13 protein-coding genes are annotated in these 19,662 nt (G+C 60.3%); 2 read left to right on the forward strand and 11 right to left on the reverse strand.

The features are described from left to right. Positions 1–467 precede the first annotated feature (467 nt). Positions 468–1,034: a hypothetical protein gene (locus tag K8W16_RS01565; protein WP_304120552.1), complete on the reverse strand. Its 567-nt coding sequence runs from the start codon at positions 1,032–1,034 to the stop codon at positions 468–470. Positions 1,035–1,498: 464 nt separating this feature from the next. Between K8W16_RS01565 and K8W16_RS01570 the strand changes: the two genes are divergently transcribed. Both K8W16_RS01570 and K8W16_RS01575 read left to right on the forward strand, forming a co-directional pair. Next, a complete protein-coding gene (locus K8W16_RS01570; protein ID WP_304120554.1) occupies positions 1,499–5,782 on the forward strand; it encodes a hypothetical protein in 4,284 nt (1,427 codons plus the stop codon). A gap of 20 nt (positions 5,783–5,802) precedes the next feature. Next, on the forward strand, positions 5,803–6,261 hold the full coding sequence (locus K8W16_RS01575; protein ID WP_304120557.1) for a type III secretion system chaperone: 459 nt from the start codon (positions 5,803–5,805) through the stop codon (positions 6,259–6,261). Between the two features lie 351 nt (positions 6,262–6,612). On the opposite strand, the gene K8W16_RS01580 is transcribed toward K8W16_RS01575, so the two are convergent. From K8W16_RS01580 to K8W16_RS01625, 10 genes are all read right to left on the reverse strand, one after another. Further along, a complete protein-coding gene (locus K8W16_RS01580; protein WP_304120559.1) occupies positions 6,613–10,326 on the reverse strand; it encodes a hypothetical protein in 3,714 nt (1,237 codons plus the stop codon). 28 nt (positions 10,327–10,354) lie between these two features. Next, the gene (locus K8W16_RS01585; protein ID WP_304120561.1) at positions 10,355–10,843 is read right to left on the reverse strand and encodes a type III secretion system chaperone; all 489 of its coding nucleotides are present in this window, start codon (positions 10,841–10,843) and stop codon (positions 10,355–10,357) included. A 227-nt stretch (positions 10,844–11,070) separates the two neighbouring features. After that, positions 11,071–11,706, reverse strand: a complete 636-nt coding sequence (locus tag K8W16_RS01590; protein WP_304120562.1) for a hypothetical protein — start codon at positions 11,704–11,706, stop codon at positions 11,071–11,073. A gap of 176 nt (positions 11,707–11,882) precedes the next feature. After that, a complete protein-coding gene (locus K8W16_RS01595) occupies positions 11,883–13,349 on the reverse strand; it encodes a sodium/solute symporter (protein WP_304120563.1) in 1,467 nt (488 codons plus the stop codon). 12 nt (positions 13,350–13,361) lie between these two features. Continuing rightward, positions 13,362–13,499 carry a hypothetical protein gene (locus K8W16_RS01600; RefSeq protein ID WP_304120565.1) on the reverse strand — a complete coding sequence of 46 codons (138 nt, stop codon included), beginning with the start codon at positions 13,497–13,499 and terminating at the stop codon, positions 13,362–13,364. 70 nt (positions 13,500–13,569) lie between these two features. Next, on the reverse strand, positions 13,570–13,791 hold the full coding sequence (locus tag K8W16_RS01605) for a ferredoxin family protein (RefSeq protein ID WP_304120567.1): 222 nt from the start codon (positions 13,789–13,791) through the stop codon (positions 13,570–13,572). Beyond that, positions 13,791–15,536 carry an FAD-binding protein gene (locus K8W16_RS01610; protein WP_304120568.1) on the reverse strand — a complete coding sequence of 582 codons (1,746 nt, stop codon included), beginning with the start codon at positions 15,534–15,536 and terminating at the stop codon, positions 13,791–13,793. The genes K8W16_RS01605 and K8W16_RS01610 overlap by 1 nt, the downstream gene beginning before the upstream one ends. 1,694 nt (positions 15,537–17,230) lie before the next feature. Beyond that, positions 17,231–17,563, reverse strand: a complete 333-nt coding sequence (locus tag K8W16_RS01615; protein WP_304120570.1) for a hypothetical protein — start codon at positions 17,561–17,563, stop codon at positions 17,231–17,233. Between the two features lie 81 nt (positions 17,564–17,644). Beyond that, on the reverse strand, positions 17,645–18,232 hold the full coding sequence (locus K8W16_RS01620) for a hypothetical protein (protein ID WP_304120572.1): 588 nt from the start codon (positions 18,230–18,232) through the stop codon (positions 17,645–17,647). Between the two features lie 70 nt (positions 18,233–18,302). Then, entirely contained in the window at positions 18,303–19,631 is a 1,329-nt protein-coding gene (locus K8W16_RS01625; protein ID WP_304120573.1) for a trypsin-like peptidase domain-containing protein, read from the reverse strand. Positions 19,632–19,662: the final 31 nt, after the last annotated feature.

A 19,662-nucleotide genomic window follows, 5' to 3' on the forward strand; every position in this document is an offset into this window, starting at 1 on the left:
CTTTTCTCTCAAAAATTCCTTCCGCCAGCGAAGCTTCACCTCTGCTTCCCTTCTGTACCGAAGGCAAAATGCATAAGGCCGCAGACGATTAGCCTTTGAAAAATTTCTCATCTCCCTTCTTCAGAAATGAAAAACAATATGTCTGAATATCCCTCCCCGGAAGACTGCAAGAAAAAATGATATAAAGGCAGAATCCGATAAAAAAGTCTGTCAGCACACAGACTTCCACAAGCTGCCATTGATGCGGACATGGGCCGTAACCAAAGGCGTAGTTACCGCATAACAGCCGACAGTCATATAAAAAGCGATCACCGAGGCAGACAGACAAAAAACGTCGTCCCCGCTTTTCCGCTCATAAAAAACATAACTTTCTGCATTGCAATGAAAATGCGGAAATACTAAGTCTTGTATTCTGAATATAAAGCGATATGCCCATCTTCAAAAAAACGCGATGACATATGCCCCTGTCAGGAGAAGCAGGAACAGGATACGGCAGGCATGACGGCGCTTTCCGCAACGTGTGAAGAGGAGGAAAAAAGCTGCAGAAAGTCGGAATATTCGCCATGGCCACAATCTTCAACATGGTGAAAGTAAGGCTGAATACTCCGTAACCATTGAATAATCCTGAAGTAATGCCTGGCATCAGCATTGCGGCAAAGCCCATGGCTCCCTTGGCACAGCCCCGTCCTCAGGAATAGGAGCCCGTTCCCCGGCATTGTGCAGGCTTCGGGAGCAAGGAAATTCTTGCCGTTATTCTGCCCGAAAGTTTCCGGCGAGCGAGAACAGCTCCGGGCTTCCTTATCGGCACCTATTCCCGGAAGCGGAGGATACAGATAATACCATTCTTCATCAGGCTGGTTCAGAGTATGGCTGATACATATATGGCGCAGCGGGAAAAACTGGGTCAGTACTTCAAAAAGCCGGGGCGTCAGGGCGTTCACATCTTTTTCCTTTCCCCCTATTTCCTGAATTTTCAGGCCCAGCGCAACGGCATCGCCGCTGCCCACGTTCATCGGCAAGGTATAGGTAATCATGCTTTCCTCCCTGACCCGTTGCATCTTTACTTGTTCGGAAGTCCCGGCTGCTCCCACAGGCTCCGCACGCCCTCTTCCCACGACGCAAAAGCCGCGGCCATGAAAGCTTTTCAGTCCGCTTCTACGGACTACACCCCGCAAAAGCTCGACACAGCAACGCGCCCTACTATGCCTCAGTATACCATCACATCATCTACCATACAATAACCATACGGTATATCACAAAAAATACACTTTCCCCGTCAGCCGGACAGAGTTCCGCCTGCCCGTGGGGGATCTCCTGCCCGCAGGAGGAGGAACGATTGCAGAATTCCCCTGCCTGACGTATCTTCAATTCCGCAAAAAAAGCGTCGGACGGCGCCCTGAATCAGGCTGGAAGCCCTGCAAGACGCCCTTCGCCGCCTCGTTGAACACGCCGCGCAGCCTTTCAACGCGCGGGATATCTCCGCAGGAAAGGACTATTCATGAGTCAGGATATTTCCATCACCGGCAGCCGTTCCCCGTTTACCGTTGATTCCGACAACCTCCGGCAGCAGGACGAGGCAGTTTCCCTTGCAGGCGAAGCGCTTGTCGACGCCCCGCCCCTTCTGGAAAGCACGCTGGACAACGCACGGGAAATGAACAGCGTACCGGAAAGGGATATCCCCGAAGAGGTGCTCTCCCGGCGAAACGAGGAAACCGGAGAAACCGTCGCCGGGAGAACCCTTGCTTCCGCCCTGGAGAAAAACGACGCCTCCTCCATGGATGAGGCGGCAAAGAAGCTTCAGGGCCGCGCTTTTACGGCGCAGATGGAAAGCATGCTGGAGCAGGCCGGAATGATTGTTTCCACCGAAAGCTCCGCCCAGGCCGAAGCCGTCTCCTCCGTCGGGGAGAAAAAGCCTGCCGAACACGCTGCGGAACTTACCCTCGACATGAAGGTTCCCTGGGAGATCTTCACCGTCCTGAAGGATGTGAAGCCGGGACTGCTCTTCCCCCGGGACCTTCCGCTGAAGGAGATGCAGGAATACGGGGCCAGGCTCGACGCGCTCATCGAGAATATCCCCGTGGAAAAAGAAGAACAGGGGTCGGAGCACACGGTACTGCTGGCCCAGCTCATGAAATGCCGCATGCAGCTTTCCAACAGCATCACGAGCCGCACAAACCTGGAGGCCAGACTTGAAGACCTGAACAGGGTAAAGGAAAGCGACGGCAGCCCGGCCCGGAAGCTGGAATCCTTTGTCGATTTCGCGCTGACATGGCAGAACGGCCTGGAACAGACGAATGCACTCCTGCAGATGGAGGCCGGGAACCCGCAGTACCTGCAACAGGCTCTGAACGGGACGGGCCTCGGCATTGTGGGGCATGACCTCGACACCCTGGAAGGAAGCATCATCGACGCCATGGTCGAACAGCTGGAGCTTCTCCAGGCGGAAGGAAAAGACAAGCTGGGTGAGGAAGCGCTGAAGAACCTCGCCCGCCTTTCCCTGCGCGCCGGGGAAAGGCCCGCCGTCATGCTCGACATGCTGCAGAAAGGCCTTGCCTGGGCATCCTCGGCGGAACACAGGAACGCGCTCGTGAACGCCCTTGCCTCCGGCGTGGCAGCGACCGGCACGGAAGAGGGAAGAAAAGACGCGGCCCTGCGTGGCGAAACCCTGCGCTATGTGGACATGGCCTTTCAGGGAGCCTACCCGGAATATGCCGAAGAAGCCCTTGCCCTGAAGAAGCTGCTCCTTCCCGGATATGAAAACGACGTGACGCTGCAGCACTCATGCACGGTGGCAAGCCGCCAGCTTCTGAACATACTCATGGACGGTGAAGGCCCCTCCGGCATGAGCAGCCAGGCCGCCCTTGCAAGGCTTATGCACAGCGCGGGCAACACCTCTGAGCGCTCCTTCCTGCTCACGCCGGACATAGTGGGCGCGCTGACGAAGAAGGTCGATCTTGAAGGCTTCAACTATCACCTCGCCCATGTGGCCGTGCTGCAGAAACGCGCGGCGGAAGCCGGGCTTTTCCCTCTTTCCGGGGAACAGGAATCCCTCATAAACGACGTGCAGAACTGGTGCCTTGCCCTGGGCCTCGATGCCAGGGCCGCCGCCTACGCCAAGGACCTGCACAGTTCTCTGCATAAAGAAGACTCCGGGCCACGCTGCATGCACGAGCTTGAGCAGGCCTGCGGGCATTTCGTGCGGGGCTTCCGCGGACAGACGGAACTTTCCGCAGCGGGGCGCATCATACAAAAACGCGCGGCCATGACCGAATCCATAAGCTCGGGCCGCAGAGAAGAAGCCATTTACGAGACTTCCGCCGAATACATGGCACGCCTTGCGCTTGACCATCATATCGTCAATCTGAGCGGGCTTATCCGGCCGAACGAACGCTTCAGCCGTGACGACGCGGGCATGTCGCTGAACGGCAGGGCCGTGGATGAGGCCATACGCAGGCAGACGGACGCCCTGTATGCAAGCATGTTCGGAGGAGAAGATCCCAACGACGTCAGGCTCCGCATGGACGAGAAAAGCCGGAAACAGCGGATGTTCCTGGACGACGTGCACCGTTTTGAATCCCATGCCCGGACCATGCGCACCCTTGCCGAAAGCACGGGCGAAGCTGTACGCCTGCGCGCGGAAGCCGGGAAAAGCGAAGAGCGCATCAAGGCCATGGAAGCAGACAAGGCGCTTATCCATTTTACCTGGCCGCACCGGCGCGGCGAAAGGATGAAGACGTGCGACACCGTATTTGAAATCGAAAGTCTGGCAAAAAAGCTCTCCGAGGCCGACACCGACGAGGGAAAGGAACGCCTCCAGGGCGAAATAGACAAACTTCTGGAAAGCCTGAAAGGCATAAGCCCCTTCACCCTGGCTTCCAGCATCCGCCGCAGAAAGGAAATCCCCTCGCTGGAAATCGTGCTGGATCACATGCTCCCGCGTGCCCGTGCCCTCAACTTCTTTGAAAAGAAAACCACTGTGGACGGAGTCCGGGCCACGGAGGCCACGCGCACGCTCCAGAGCATCCAATATCAGCGGGCCGAGCTCCAGGCTCTTCAGAAAAGCATAGACCGCAGCATGGGCGCCCTGCGCTCCCAGTTCGGCAAGGACAATATCCGCCGGATTCAGCAGACCATCACCGCCGGCCTTTACAAGGTGTTCGCGGAATCCCAGCAGCCGCTCTCCCTCTTCAGCATCAACGACGAGCAGACCCTTCAGGCCGTGTACGACCAGCTGAAGACCTGGGGGGTACCCGTGGACTCCGGGCTGACCCGGCCGCTCGTCAGGCTCACGCTTGCCTCGCTCACCGCAGCCGACGGCACGCTGAAGGAGGATATCCTGCGCCGCGAGGCGGCAAAGAGCGATCTTGATTTTGCGGGCAGGGAAAGCGCCAACGCCATGAAAGCGAACCTGCGCGAAAAAGGCGCAAGCCGCTTCTCCGCATGGCAGAAAACGCGCGACTTCATCAACGAGTCCCTTCTGCCCGATGAACGGCGCAGGGCCGAAGGCGTGCGCTCCCTGATGCGCGAGGCCTCCCGCCCCGGTTCAGGCTTCGTATACGACAGGACACGCGGCATGGTCGTCGACAGCGGCGCCGTGTTCACGCCCTTCACCTCTTCCAAGTCGCTTGTCAATCTGGTCAGCCTGGCGCACCCGCTTTCCGCACGCCTGCGCCTCATGCACAACGACAGCATCACCGTCAGCAACGTGGGGGGCGGCTGCTATCAGGTCATGCTCAAGGGCGGACTCGCGGCCTCTCTGGGCGCCACCATGAAAATAGCCATTCCCCACACGCCCCTTACCCTGGTTCCCGGCGGCAATGCAGGCGGCAGGGATGAACATGGCCTGGCCCTCACCTTCAAGAGTGAAAAGGACTGCGAAAACTTCCTCAACGCATTCATGAACCCGGCCTCCGGGCTGCACCGGAAGGACAAGGCCTACGATCCTTCCCTGTGGCTTTGCGCCTCACAGGTGCGCTTCATCGACGGCGAGAATGTTTCCGCCGATGTCTCCCTCGGGCTTATGGTCTCCCTTTTCCAGCAGGTTCTGCCCCTCGGCTTTGCGGGCTCGGGTTCGGCCAGCGTCTCCGTAAGCTTTGCCGGGGAAACTTCGCAGAAAGTGGAGCAGAACGCCTCGGGCGAAACTACCACGATAGGCTTCAAGGGCAAAGTCACGCTGGCGGGCAGCATTTCCGCCGGCGTTTCCAGAGGCAACGTCTACTACGGCAGCCCCAAGACCACGCTGGCCAAAGCCGCGAGCATGGATCTGGAGCAGCGTTTCAAGATCGTTACCGGGCCGCAGGGGCTCATGCCCGCCACCTGCGAGGAAACGGAATATATGGTCGGCCCCCTGCAGAGAGGGGGCATACACGATATCACCCGCGCGCTGCTGCTGCCCTCTGCCGTAAGTAATCGTATCGCCAGCGACGTGACTTTTTCCGACGCCTTTGAAAAACTCCTCCGCGGCCTGCCGGCCACGGCGCGCCTCACCGTACACCGCTCCCTCAAGCCCGAAGTGCTGGAAGAGACCCGTCGTCTCTTTATGGAAGCGCGCATGGCCATGCGGAAAGACGCCCGAGAAGCGGCGCTGAAAAAAGCGCATGAACTGCTGGCTTCCTTCCATTCCTACACCCCCACGCACATCAGCATCAGGAACGTCACCCCCGACGAGATCTCCAGAAACTGGTCCCCGGGGCTCGGTGCGTTCCAGTATGCGCGAAACACCTCCTTCGCGCGCATACGTTCCGGCGAAACTCTGTCCATACCGCTGCCCCAGGGCAACTAACCCCCACCACAGGAAGAACCATGTCACTTCAATCGCTGCATGCCATGCTTGCCGATGCCCTTGCCGGGGCGGGCCTTCCCGCCGCCTCCCTCAGCGCCTCCGGCACGGCGCTCATCAACATGCGGGGCCTGGAAATAGGGCTGGAATATCTGGAAGCGGAAGACCGCGTCGCGCTCTATTGCAGCACGGGCAGGCTTCCCGCCGAGGCATCGCCCGAGCTCTATGAATTCCTTCTGGAAAAAAACCTGCTCGGCGCAAAGACAGGCGGAGGGCACATAGGCTTGTACGCGCCCGCCCGCACCCTGGTCTTCTCCCTGGTGCTTTCCGTGCCCGAACTCACCGCCGCAAGGCTTTCCAATGCCCTTGAGCGCTTTGCGGAAACAGCCACAAAGCTCATCGTCGAGGTGGAGGAGCGCCTTTCCAGCTCCGTGGACATGACGGAAATTTCCCCGCTCATGGGCAATATGCTCTGGGTGTGACGGAACATCCCCTGCACGGGCAGGCTGAGGCCGGTTCCCCAGAAGCTGCGTTTGAATAAGGCGGGCTTCTTCCGGGCGTCCCTCCGCTTCTGTCCGCCTGCAAATGCCGGGAGCTGCCGGAAGCTCACGCAGGAGGCGTTTTCCCGAAAACACGGGGCGCAGCAAAAAAAAAGACGGAGCACCGCCAAGGAAAGCAGTACGGAACGTACGGATGGAACCTCGCGCTTTTCCGTTTCTCTCCAGGCGCCCGGGCCCTCTCCGCGCCCATGCCTTGCCTGAAAGGAAAAGGGCCGCCCCCGGAAACGGGAGCGGCCCCTGACGTCCTTCCTTTCCGCCGGAAGGCGGGAATTTTTATTCGCCCACTACCGGGCGGCGCAATTCAAAGGCCGTGCAGGTATGCGAGCCGTCGGGCATGATGCGGAACTGCTGGCGCAACTGCAGAGGATGCGCCGGATCGGAACGGATATCCATGGTCACGGAGCCGTCGGTATTTTCCGTGGCGTGCATCTGGAACCTGCCGTGCTCACTGTATAATGTCCCGGGAAAGAGCGCGCTGTAATAGCGGGGCATGATGAGCGAAGCCTGTGTGAATGCCTGCGCCACACGCCTCAGCTGCGCGTCGGAATGCGTCATGCCGCGCATGAAGTCCACCATACCCTTTATGGCGGGATGGTCCTTGTTGCTTTCCTCGATCGGAATGGGACGGGGATGTTCCACCAGCGCCGTGCCGTCCGCCCGGGTAAAACGCAGTTCCGCATCCGGGCTCTGACGCCGGAAATCCACCACCAGTCCGTAGCCCGAGCCCTCATCGATGCCTCTCAGGGAGCTCATTTTCAAAGGCAGGCTGATATCTTCAATGCTCAATGAAGCGCCCGGCTGCGTCAGCTCAAAAAGCTTCCGTATGTTCACTCCCATGCCGACATTGATGGTAAAACTTTCCTGAAGTACATCCTGAGAAATGTTCGGATCCGCGGCGTGCATGCGCTGCTGATAGGTTCTGTCCAGATGCTGAAGCATGCGGGCGAGGCCGTTTTCTCCGGCGATATCCCCCGGAATGGCCCCCAGCGCCCCGCCCGTGAATATATCCCAGAGCTGTTCCATGGAGGGGGCCTTGCCGCCGTTGGAAGCGACGGCGGCGAGGATATCGTCCGCAGAGGACGTCAGTATATCGGCCAGTATGCTCTTACGGGGAAAACTCTCCAGCTGCTTTGAAAGCTCTTCATGCACCTGGGAAAGCGTATCCCACTGCTGTCTTGTGAAGGGAGGCTGCCGCTTCGAAAACGTGACGGCCATGGGCGGAATACCCCTGCCGACCACCTTGCGCAGCTCGCCCACGACGCCGTCCATGCCGGAAGGCGCTTCGCTGATGTGCCCCAGCGGATCACTGAAACGCACCGGAGCGTAAGTCGCGTTGCCCCTTGTCGCAATAAGCGCTTCCATATGTAACTGGCTCATCACGCTGAGTATGCTCAGACATTCGCCGCGCCCTCTCTCAGACACGCCGCTCTGTATCATGGCATACGCATAGGAAGCTCCTACCCGCCGCGCCAGTTCCGAATCCAGAGCGCCGGCCAGGTATTCCTTCTCCTGCGCGGTTATGCCGCCTGTTTCCATGCCGAGGGCAAGCATCATAGGCAGCACGTCTTCCACTCCGACGAAGTGCTGAGGAAGCGTATTCCTGAAATCCATGTAGGCACTGGTGACGGCGCGCGCCGAAGCGGCAATCTGCGCGGCCGTAGGATCGGGATACGTCATCTGGCGCAGGGCCGTCACGAAATTTCCGTCGCGAGCCGCTTCCGCTATCCGGCGGATGATCTCAGGATCGCGCACGCCGAAACGCTGCACCACGTTCCTGAGAACGACCTTTTCTTCCGCCGTGAAGCCCACCGCCTTCTTCCCTTGCACCGTCTTTTCAGGGAAGGCGTTCACGGCATCCAGCGTGGTCTTGAGCTCTTTCAGGCCCTGAACAAGGCTCTGGTCTATGGCACGGCGGATCTCCCCGGGCTGCACGGGCCTTCCCGCAAGCGACGCCTGCCGGGCCGCACTTCTGGCGGCCGTGGTGGCGGCGACATTGAAGGGAACAAGATTCAGCCGCTCCAGGTCGATGCCGGAGAAGTCGTTGCCCAAGGCTGCCTCAGCGAAAAAGGCGCGGAATTCCTGCGTGGGGGAAACTATCATGTCGCCTGTGCTGGGGACGAAAGAATCAAGCACGGCATTGGCCATGCTGAGGTTGTCGCGGGAAAGCTGCGCGGCGGCGCGCTGCCCCGACTTTGCCGCAGCGGCGGCGCTCATGTCCGGCACGGGCACGCCCTGCGCCCTGGCGAAATCGCGGACCAGAGGGGATAGCTCATCCAGCCTGCCCTCAGACTGGAACGTCTGTTCCATGAGGGCGCCGCACTGCTCCCTCTTTTCCCTTTTTACGGCTTCGCTGTCGGCATCGCTCCGACTGAACGCTTCCAGTTGCATGTTCCTGCGCTGCTCATCGCTCAGAAGGTACAAGAGCGTGTAGGCATGGTTTTCCAGCGTGCGGTACAACGTCATGCCCTTGCGCAGAAAGGCTATGCCGGCCGCGCCTCCCAGGCCGTCCTGCACGGCGTTATTCACGCTCGTCAGCTCGCAGGAAAGCCTGCCGAACCTGGACAGGGCGCGGGTCACGAGTTCCGGGAGCATTTCCTGCGGCACGCCGCGCCGCGCCAGCAAAAGACGTATGGAATTTTCCAGGACGGTATTCATGTCGTCCGAGCCGAAGTCGCCGCGTATGCTGTGCGCGGCGGAGTTCAGCGCCTCCGCATGATCCGACAGCGCCTGAAGGAACGCCGCGTCGATGGGCGCGTTGTCGTGGAGCAGAGGCTCCAGAAGCACGTCGCCCGCAAGCATGGCGTTCAGATAACGGGGCATAGTTTCCAGCGTGAGCGGAGGGGTGAGCGTCACGGGCGGATCCTGCGCCATGATTGCAAGCTCTCGAAGATCGGCCTCATGGGCGGAGGTGAAGTTTTCCGCCGCGGCGCGCAAAGCGTCCAGCACCTTTTCCCGGGTGGGAAGCTCCCCGGGGGCAAGGGCCTTATTCAGCCCGGCCTTCGCTTCGGCCGCGACTTTAGGGTTGTGCCCGACAGCCGTGGCAAAACTCTCCGGCAGACCGTGCGCCGCCATGATATCGCGCCCGGCCTCGCTGCCCAGGTTGTTCAGCATGAACTCGCGCACGGCCTCCATACGGCTGGCGGGAGTGTTCAGGCGCGCGTCGGTGGCGACAAGGTGCTGAAGCAGCTTCTCCGCATCGCCGTCTCCCAGCGAGGGCATCGCCTCTTCCAGACAGGTCAGAAGTTCCGGCCCCCCGGGCATGCCCCCGAGCTGTTCCAGCGTATCTTTCCCGAGCTGCCGCATGACGTTCAGCTTGCCTTCATGGAAGCGGCTGTAGGCGGTTGCGGCGAACGTGTCGAAGGAAAAATTCCCGACGCCGCCCGCAAGCTCCCGGTCAAGCATCTGCGCACACCAGCTTTCTTCCACGGAACGAGACCTGCCGCACGCGGCAAGGAGCCTGCCCGCCGCGTTGCTCTTGTCGCCCATATCCTGTATGGCGGCCATAACTCCCATGTTCCTGGGATATACTTCGTGGAGCAGGTATTCCCGCACCGCTCCCGCCTGATCGGCGGGCGTATCCAGCGGCAGGCCCCGCATGGCCGCATACTGCCCGAAAGAGGACCCGTGCCCGGCAGGAATACGCCCGTCCCGCGCAAGCTCCCTGCCCAGCGCCATGCCCCGGGTCACTTCCAGCTCCAGCATGGCCTGCTTCACCACTCCCGCAGTAAGGGGCTTGCCCTCATTCATGAGCGCATCCAGAGGCGCGCGCGTCTGCGCCAGCGTGGCCGCGTAGCGGGGGTCCTGCTCCAGGGCATGAATGAAGGCCTGCACCGTCGCCCTGTTTTCCGCCGCATGGGCGGAAGAGGAGAGCTTCTTCAGGCCGTGCAGGCCCGTGCCCTGCTCCATGTGATCATCGACGACATGGAACTGCTGTGTATCGGCGATTGCGCCTGCCTGCTGCAAAAAAAGATCAAGGCCTATAGGCATACTGACACTCCTTGAAAACTGTCGTCCGTCAAATTCTCAGCATCTGCATGGAGACATAAGGATCGGCGTCGGAAGGAGTTTCTTCCCCTCCCTCCACGGCCCTCACGGCAAGCTTTTCCTGCTCTGCTTCCATGCGTCGCAGCCTTTCCTGCCATTGCTCCGCAAGAAGAATAACGGCGTCGAGTCGACGTACGAAATCTTCCGCCGTCAGGCCATAGACGGAAATGGCGTAATTCATGCCAACCATGTTGGCAGCCGGATGGTAGCTCAGGGCGCCGCCTTCGGTCTGGAGAAGAAGAAAATTGGCAGAAAGAAGCTGACGCAGTACCTCTTCGTCACGCCAGCCGGAAAGCGTCCCCAGCTCGATGTAGACGATAAACATCGCTTGCGCTTCCAGCCACTGAAGCAACATTCCCCTGCCCTCCAGCATGAGCTGCGCCCCGCCTGAGGCGGAAAGCTGAATGTCCAGCCCGGTTTCCCTGTTGAGCGCCTCAAGATACGGTACATACTGACTCATGATCCCTACTCCTTATGCCGTAATTCATGCAAAAAGCATGCCGATATTCAAAACTTCACCGGCAGAAAATGCGGGACTTGCCCCTCCTCTTCCCGGGGTAAGGGGAAAGACGGCGTCTTCAAGCGCACCGAAAGAGCGAGTCCTCCTCCTTGCCCCGTGCACAGTAAGACCCGCATCCCGGAGAACCGGCGGCAATCTGCCCGGCGACGCGGATTTCCCCCTCCCCTTCAGGAAGGAGTACCTCCGAGGGAAAGCGCATATTCCGCCACATTCCAGTACTCGGATACGCCGCCGAGTCCCGTACTCGCATCGAAGAGAAAGATTTTCCCGTCAGAAGGTTCCGCCTCAGGCCTCATGATCCAGAAAGGCTTATGAAGAAAAAACGCCTTTTTTCCCGTGAGGCGGATATCCGCCCGGGGGCCCAGAGGCAGGTTGCAGCGCCTGCCCCACGCGGCCAGGGCAAAGGCTTCCGCCTCCTTGTCCGCCTCTTCCCCGCTGCATGAAGGGGGCGCCACATGGGCAGGCGCCTGCCCGGCAAGGCCCGGGCCTTCCATGCGCGCCGGACAAAAGCCGGCACGCCCCTCTCCCGGGAGAAATACAAGCTTTTCCTCCCTCAAAGCGGGAAAAGAGGGCACGCGAAGGCAAGCGCCTGTGCGGGCATCCTGCGCAAGCAGCAGACAAAGCGGCCTTTTTCCGAAAAAGCGCCATGCCGCGACGCCGTGAATTTCCAGAAGGCGATAGGGATAATAAAGAAGGTCGAGACGTACCTCGCCCCGCCTCCTGCGCAAAAAGGCATAACGCGCGGCAAGCCTCCGCTCATCCCACAGAAGGCCCGACGAACAAAGGCATATTTCCGCCGCCATGCTTCCCCTCCTGCAGCCTGCCGTCAACATGCGCACGGGCAAAAGGCCGCCTCTTTCCAGGACGCCCGGAAAGGGCAGACGCAAGAATTCCCGAAGAAGCTCTTACGCAATACCGCAAGAAAGCTTCCTGTCCCTTCCCGCGCTCCCGGGCCTCCCCTGCCGGAAACACCCGGGCCTCAGAGCCTGCCGAACTTCTCCCACAGCCGCATGATATCCTCATCCGGCTCCGGCTTCCTGTACACGGCGTCGACCGCGAAGAACACGAGCGGCGCTCCTATGAGCCCCACCAGGAGCGCGGGCACGCCCGTGGGCTTCTGCAGCCAGATGGTCCATACAGGAACGGCTATCATGGTGCAGAGCATCTGCGCTATGGCGGCCTGCTTCGTGGCCCGGGGCAGAAGGATGACGCCGATCATGGGCATGAGGAAGGTGAAAACCAGAAAGCCGAAGGCGAATACCCCGATCCAGAAGATGATGGTCGGAGGCTTTATGGCAAAAAGGAGCGGCAGAAGCACGAACACGGCCGCTCCCAGCCGGTTGTAGAACATGGGCCTGCGGGCGTGTCGCCCGGGGATGATGAGCTTGAAGATATCTTCCGTAAGCGAGGAGGCGGCCACCACGATGGAGCCGCTCACCGTGGACATGATGGCGGCCAGCACGGCCGCGAGGTATACGCCGCCCAGAAGCGGGGAAAGCACCCGGGGGATAAGCAGCGGGATGACCATGTCGGGGTTCTTCACTTCGCCCGGCTCAAGCACCATGTGGCTCATCATGCCGGTGGTGGCCAGCGTCCATGCAAGAATGGCGGAAAAGACCACACACACGATCATGGCGACTCGCGCCGTGCGCACGTCGCGCATGGAAAAGATAGCCACGCTCTGCTGCGGCATGGCAATGCCCACCAGCATGGTTATGGCAAGGATGATGAACAGATTGGACCAGCTCATCTTGCCGCCGCCCGTCACGTCCAGAAGGTTGGGGTCGATGGAGGCAAGGGCAGAGTTGAGCTGAGGCAGAAGGTCGAAGGAAAGGCCGCCGAAGGCCGCCTCTGCCGTAGCCGTGAATATGGCGATGGAGCCGAGCACCATGATGATGCCCTGGATGAAATCCGTCCACACCGAGGCGAGGTAGCCGCCCATGACGCAGTACACGCCCACAATGACGGCCCCGATGAACAGGCCGTGCAGATAGTCCAGCCCGAGTATGGCGGAGAAGATCTCCCCCGTGGCCTTGAACTGCGCCACCAGGGAGCCTCCGAGGCCTATGAGTATGGCCACGGCCGCGATGATGCGTATGGCGCGGCTCTTATAGCGCTTTTCCAGCATCTGCGGCAGGGTGAGCACGTTGAAGTGGTCGAAGGCGAGCTTGAGGCGCTGGCCGAACACGCGGAAGGAGAAAAAATAGCAGAGAGGCGTGCCGATACCCATGGCCAGGGACGACCAGCCCGCATTCCAGGCCATGCCGGGGCTGCCCACCAGCTTGACGCCGCTTTCCCATGTGGCCGCGAACTTGAAGGCCGTAAGCCACGGGCCGAAGCCCCTGCCGCCGAGAAAATAGTCCCTGGAATCCCGCACCTTGCGGGAGGCGAGATAGCCGATGAAGAGCATCAGCCCGAAATACATGACAAGAATGGCGATCATCATGGCGCGGCTTCCTCAGTTTCCTTTATCCTTGCCCGAACGGTCCCTGCCCTGGAGGCACCACCAGATGCCGTAGCCTATGACAAAGACGAACTGCACCAGAAAAACGCCGATATAAAGAAGAAAGGTGGAAGTGGGCATATTGGCGATCATGAACGCGCTCTCCCTTCTTTTACCGCACCGCAAAGGCACGGACGCGGGCCGCCCGGAGGCGGCCCCCGCCTCAGATCTTCCACGGCAGCACGGGCCGCCGTTCCCTGTCCGCAGAAACGGATATCGCCCCTGCCGGACAGTACTTTTCACAGAGAAAACAGGACTGGCAGTCCTGAAGATAGGTTATGACCGGGAAACGCTCATCGTCAAGGCGCAGCACGTCCTGCGGGCAATAAGTCACGCAGCGGGTACAGCGCACGCACTTGTCGTAATCAATGTGACGGATGCCCATTATATCTTCTCCCCAAGGTTTCTGGCCGCGGCGATGGATGCGTGCAGCTCGCGTTTATGTTCAGGGCGGAGCGGATAGCGCCCGATGGGAATGTCCTTCGTGCTGAGAGCAAGCTCCCCGTCCTTCTCCTCCACCAGAATCCATTTGAGCCAGTGCTCGTTGTCTATTTCCGGGTAATCGAGACGCAGGTGCGAGCCCCGGCTTTCCTTGCGGTACAGGGCGGCGGTAAGCATGACTTCAGCGCTCAGCACCATGTTCCGGGCCTCAAGGGCGAAACGCAGGCCGTGGGCATCCAGCGCGCGCAGGCGCGGCAGGTCGCGCTTTTTGATCTCCTGAATACGCCGAAGGGCTGCGAGCATCTTCTCTTCCGTGCGCAGGATGTACACGTCGTAGGGGAACAGGGCCTCCTGCACGGCAATGACGACATGGGAAGGGTCCACGCCCTGCGGATGGTTCAAAGGCTCCGTCATCTTCCGAAGCACGGCCTCGACTTCCTTTTCGTCAACGCGCGCCTCATCCACGCCTCTGGCGTACTTCGCGGCGGATTCGCCCACGGCTGCGCCCGTGGTGGAGGCGGCGGGCATGGCGTAGGCGCAGAAGCCTTCCACTCCCGAGGTGGGGCCGTAGGAGGCGTCGCCCGCGGCATAGAGCCCTTCCAGCGTGGTGCGGCCGTCGATATCAATGTAGAGGCCGCCGCCGAAGCCCACGTTGCCGATGAGCGCGGAAACCCAGCTCAGCTTGCCCTGCACCACATGATTGTGTTCGTCCACATACCCGGCCTGACGGTACGAGCGGTACATGAGCGGCAGCGTGCGCTCGAAAAGCTCCCAGTCCCTGGGGGTATAGGAGGAGTAATCGAAATACAGAGGCCCGCGCCCGAAGTGCACCTCCATGGCCATGGAGGCGGAAATGCGCCACAGGTTGCCGTGGGAGGCGTATTCCGGGTCGTACTTGGCGGTGAAGTCCTCGCCGAGGGCGTTGACGAACTTCGCGCCCAGCCCCTGGGAGACGTTCATGCCGTGCGTGGCGAAATGGCCGTGCGTGAGCTGATGGCAGTTGAATTCGTAGTTGGCGAGCGCCGCGCCCGCTTCAAGGCCCATGATATGGGCGTCGCCCGTTTCCATGTGCAGGTCGGCGTAATGCGACTTGTAGGCCTGCGCCCCGGTGGTGAGCACCACGGCCTTCGCCTTCACCACATAGCGTTCCCCCGTCACCCCGTGGAAGCCCGCCACCCCCCGTATGACGCGGGTATTGCCTTTTTCATGCAGAAGAGCGTCCACCATGACGCGGTCCACGATAGTCACGCCCTTCTGCTCGCAGACCTTCCGCATGACTTCCATGAACTGCGGCCCGTGGAACATGAGCGTCTTGATGGGCCTTTTATCGGAGGAACCCTGCCCTTCGATGCGGCGGTAGGATCCGTCTTCGTTCTTCTCGAACACCACGCCCCAGGCTTCGAGCTCCTTCACCCTGTCGCCTATGGTGTCGAAATGTTTTTTCAGCCAGTCCTGATCGTTGATGAAAAAGCCTTCCTCCACGGCCTTGCCGTACCAGAGGTCAAGGGAATCCTCCTCCTTGAGGTAGGCCTTGAAGGAGCCGGCCCCGAAGGTGCCGCAGCCGCTCTTACCCACATAGCCCTTGTCGAGCAGTATCACGCGCGCGCCGTTTTCCACAGCCTTGACGGCCGCAAAAGTACCGGCCGGGCCGCCGCCGACCACAACCACATCGCATTGCAGAGTGTTCATAGCATTCTCCTGGTGAAGCCCCGCCGGTGCAGACCGAAAAAGAGGCTTATATGCCTTTTGAGAATACATAAGCCCACACCCGGCCTCAACAACATTTTATCACCGGGCAACGGACGGCGACGATACGAAGCTCTTCCGACGGCCCTCCGTCCCATGGCCGGGCTTCTTCCGGGGAACATGCCGCAAAAAAGCCCCGGCCCATGCAAAAACCGGGGGCCGTTCCCCAGGGGGAAATCCTCTGCGCTTTTCCCCGCGCGCCCCTTGCCCGGAACAAAATATCATGCAGGCATCCCCGTTGAACAAAGCCCCAGGCTTGCCGTACCTTGAAGGCAAATCCGGGAGGATGCCATGCGCAGGAAGGCTGCAAGCAGTCTCGAACAGTTTCTTTCCGAATCCGCAGGCAAGAAGACCCGGGTCGGTGCCCGTAAATGAAGCTGTGCTGCGGCGTTATGCCGGGAAAAGGCTGCACGATGTGCTGGAAAACATCGGCGGACAAGCGCGCCCTGCTCCGGCAGATTACCGGAAAAAGGGGGATATCCAGAGCGTAGTCTACGAGGCAGGGCCGACAGGCTTTTCGCCCGGGAAAGGATAACCGCAGTCGTAGCCGCCCCCGGCAGGATCGACCCGTGGCACCTATGGCCGGACAGACCTGCCGGAAACGAGCCGTCTCAGCCGCAAAGGACATGATCAAATCTGTCGCCGTACCGACGGAAGAGGAAAAAGCCGTAAGAGCGCTGGAGCGCAGACGGCATCGGCTCTCCAATGGCAGGATACGTTGCAGGCAGAGGGCACGGAGTTTTCTGCTTTTCCACGGCATCAGGGAGCCGGAAGGCCTGTAACGGCGGGGCAAGGCAGCAATGGCCCGTCCGGAAAAGCTTCCCCTTCATCGCACCCGGCGTGAAGTCCCGGAAGGCATGCCTGAAGATTTCCGTCAGGTGAACCGCCGAATGGCAGAACGGGAAAAGCGCCTTGCCGGACATACGGCCGCGCTTCATGGGAGCAGGCTGGCCTGCCTGTGTCCCCGGCGTCGGATCTCTGAGCGCCAGTTCCTTTCTGAGCGCGCTTTTTCGCCCTGGCCGTTTCAAAAGAGGGAGGAAGTCGTCGCCTGTCCGGGACTTGCTCCGATAGGCAGGCATGGCGGGGAAAATCACCGGCAGTCCGTCTGCATCCTCCAGGACACAGCAAGTGACGCGCCCTTTCGGCAGAGGCCGCCCGGGTCTGGAAAGGCAGAGACAAGGAGATTCAGGATTACCATGCCAGAACCCTGCCCCGCACAGGCCCGGCCCGGAAGGCAATAGCAGCCGTAGCCCGCAAACTTGCCCTGATACTGCGGCGTCCGGCCAGTAAGACTCCATCACCCGGCCTGATTTGAGATGCGGGGGCTTTGGGCTGCACAGGCAGCGAGATAAAAGGACATTTTTTCCAGGTATCGAATGATACGTTGCCGTTGAGCTGCGAAGAAGAAAAGGAATCAAAGAAGCATCCCTCAGGGATGATCTTGCTTCACGTCTTTCTTTCAAGAAAAGCAAGTCTTGTCGTTGGTTTTACCTGACGGGATGCCACATAAGAAAAAGGCTGAAGCCGCGGCCTCAGCCTCTGTCGTCTTACGGGCGCAGAAAACGCGATGGAAAATCGCCTTTCTGCCCCCCTTTCATGAAAAGGCGAGAGTCGGTCTCTCATCCAAAACAACGCGCCTAATGCATGGAACAGGCTTCCAGAGCCTTGTCCAATGTGGCGGTATGGTCGCGCAAACGGCCGTATGCAAAAAAATAGCGGTGCAGCGTCCAGGCTTCAAGGTCAAGAATATCAAGCTTTCCCTCGCTCGCATCGCAGAGAAAAGGCCGGAGAGCCTCCACCACTTCCTCATCCGGGAACACTTCCCCTTCGTAGCTGATGCGCAGAAGATCGCCTTTCAGCTCCACGGCTTCAGGGATATACCAGTCCTCCAGTACGGCGCGCACCGCGCGCAGGGTTTCTTCCGTGGCCGGGTTCAGCGCCCCGTAGGCTTTGACAAGCACAGGTCTCATGCAGGCACTCCATACCCTCCCGCAGGAGGAAAAAAGAACGCCGCGCGGAACTTTCCGCGCGGCGTAAGGGAAAGGCTGCTCCTAGCGCATGGTGCCCATGATGGACATGGCCGCATTGCCGAGCACGTCGGCCAGCGTGCCGGAAAGCGTTTCTTCCGGCAGCGAAGAGCCGGGGATGCCCGTTTTTTCCTGCTGGGAGGCGAAACTCTTGGTCACGGCGGCCTGCTTCTGGCTGTAGAGGCGGGTCTGAATACGGATCACGGCATTATAGGTGCTGAGGCTCTTTTCCGTAAGCCACACACGTTCCACCACGCCGCCCACAATGTAGTCGGGCTGACCGGCCTGCGCCTGAGCCATGGAGGTTGCCACGGAAACCTGAGCGCCCTGACGTGCCAGCTCGTCGGCCAGGGACTGGCTCACCCACTCGGCCACGCTGGAACTCGGCTGGAAGGGGCTGCCGTCCTTGCGCACACCTACGTCGAGGCGGCCGCGCTGGTCTTCAAAGACCACCACAGTCACACGCGGGGCCGTGGAGACGGGGAGGACAGAAGATCCGCTGGTATTATACAGCAGGCGGACATTGTTCTGGGCCATGCAGCCGGTAAGGACCGCCGCGGCGAAAAGCAGCACCGCACAAATTGCCAGGGAAAGACGACGGAAATGGTTCATACCTTACTCCTGAAAAAGGGATGGGCCATTCTAGCGCGTTTAAGGGCGGGACGCAACGCAAAGGCTCTTCCTACAGGCCCATGCGCACCTGATACAGGCGGTTTCCGCGCAAAACCTGAAGCAGCACCTGCCGCTTGAGGAAATCGCGGCGGAAGGCATCGAGAACATCTTTCCTCGTCTTCGTGGCGCGCCCGGAAACGGCCGTGACGGCGTCGCCTTTCTGAAGGCCCAGACGACCGGCCGGGGACTGTTCCCTGACCTCGGTGACCAGGGCACCGTGCTTCCCGTCCTTCACCTTGATCCCCCATCGGCGCAAGGCCAGCTTTTCCGCCGTCTCGTCATCAAAATCCGCCGTCTTCAGGGTGAAGGACTTTTCCTTGCCGTCGCGCCATACCTTCAGCGATACCGGGGCATGGGGCTGATGGTTGCGCAGAAGAGAAAGAAACTTGTCACGGTCGGAAACGCGGTTGCCGCCAAGCTCCAGGATTACGTCGCCGGGACGTATGCCCGCCTTTTCCGCCGGGCCGTCCTTGAAGACTTCCGTTACCAGAAGTCCCTCGGCTTCCGGAAGGCGCAGATAACGCGCCGTGCGCGGATCCACGTTCTGCCCGATGAGCGCGAGCCACGGCGTGCTGACATGCCCCTGATCAAGGATTTCATCCACCACACGCCGCGCCTTGCTTATGGGAATGGCGAAGCCTATGCCCTGGGCTCTGTCGTAAATGGCGGTGTTCACCCCCACAAGCTCGCCGAGAATATTGAGAAGAGGCCCTCCGCTGTTGCCGGGATTTATGGCGGCGTCGGTCTGAATAAGGTCCGTGAACACGCCGTCTTCCGCTTCTATGGTGCGATCCAGTGCGGAAATGACGCCCGTAGTCACGGTATGAGAAAATCCGTAGGGGTTGCCTATGGCAATGACGCTTTCCCCGGGCATGAGGTCGGTGGAATCGCCCATGGCTACGAAGGGCAGATCCTTTGCCCCCTTGAGGCGCAGCACCGCAATATCGAAATCCGGTTCAGCACCCACCACGTCGGCGGAAAAGGTGCGCCCGTCAAGCAGTCGAACGGAAATCTCGGAAGCTCCGTTCACCACATGGGCATTGGTGAGCACCAGAGAGCGGCGGCCGTCGATGATGATACCGGAGCCTATGGCCTCGCTGCGCAGATCGCGGCCGGGCATACCGAAGAAAAAGTCGAAAGGCATGAGCTCACGGGAGGAACGGCGCTCCGCCAGCGTGCTTGTGATGTTCACCACGGCAGGGGCCACACTGCTCACGGCCTTGACCGCAGGCGTGACTCTGGCCTGCTGCCTGGCCGTCAGAAGCTGGGAAGCCTGAGCACCTTCACAGGACAGGGGAAAAAACAGGGCGCATACCAGTAACAGGGTGTGGAATCTCATGTGTTCACCATAGTTGAACGCCCCTCCGGCC

Source organism: Mailhella massiliensis (assembly GCF_020741395.1).
GTDB classification, from domain to species: domain Bacteria; phylum Desulfobacterota; class Desulfovibrionia; order Desulfovibrionales; family Desulfovibrionaceae; genus Mailhella; species Mailhella massiliensis_A.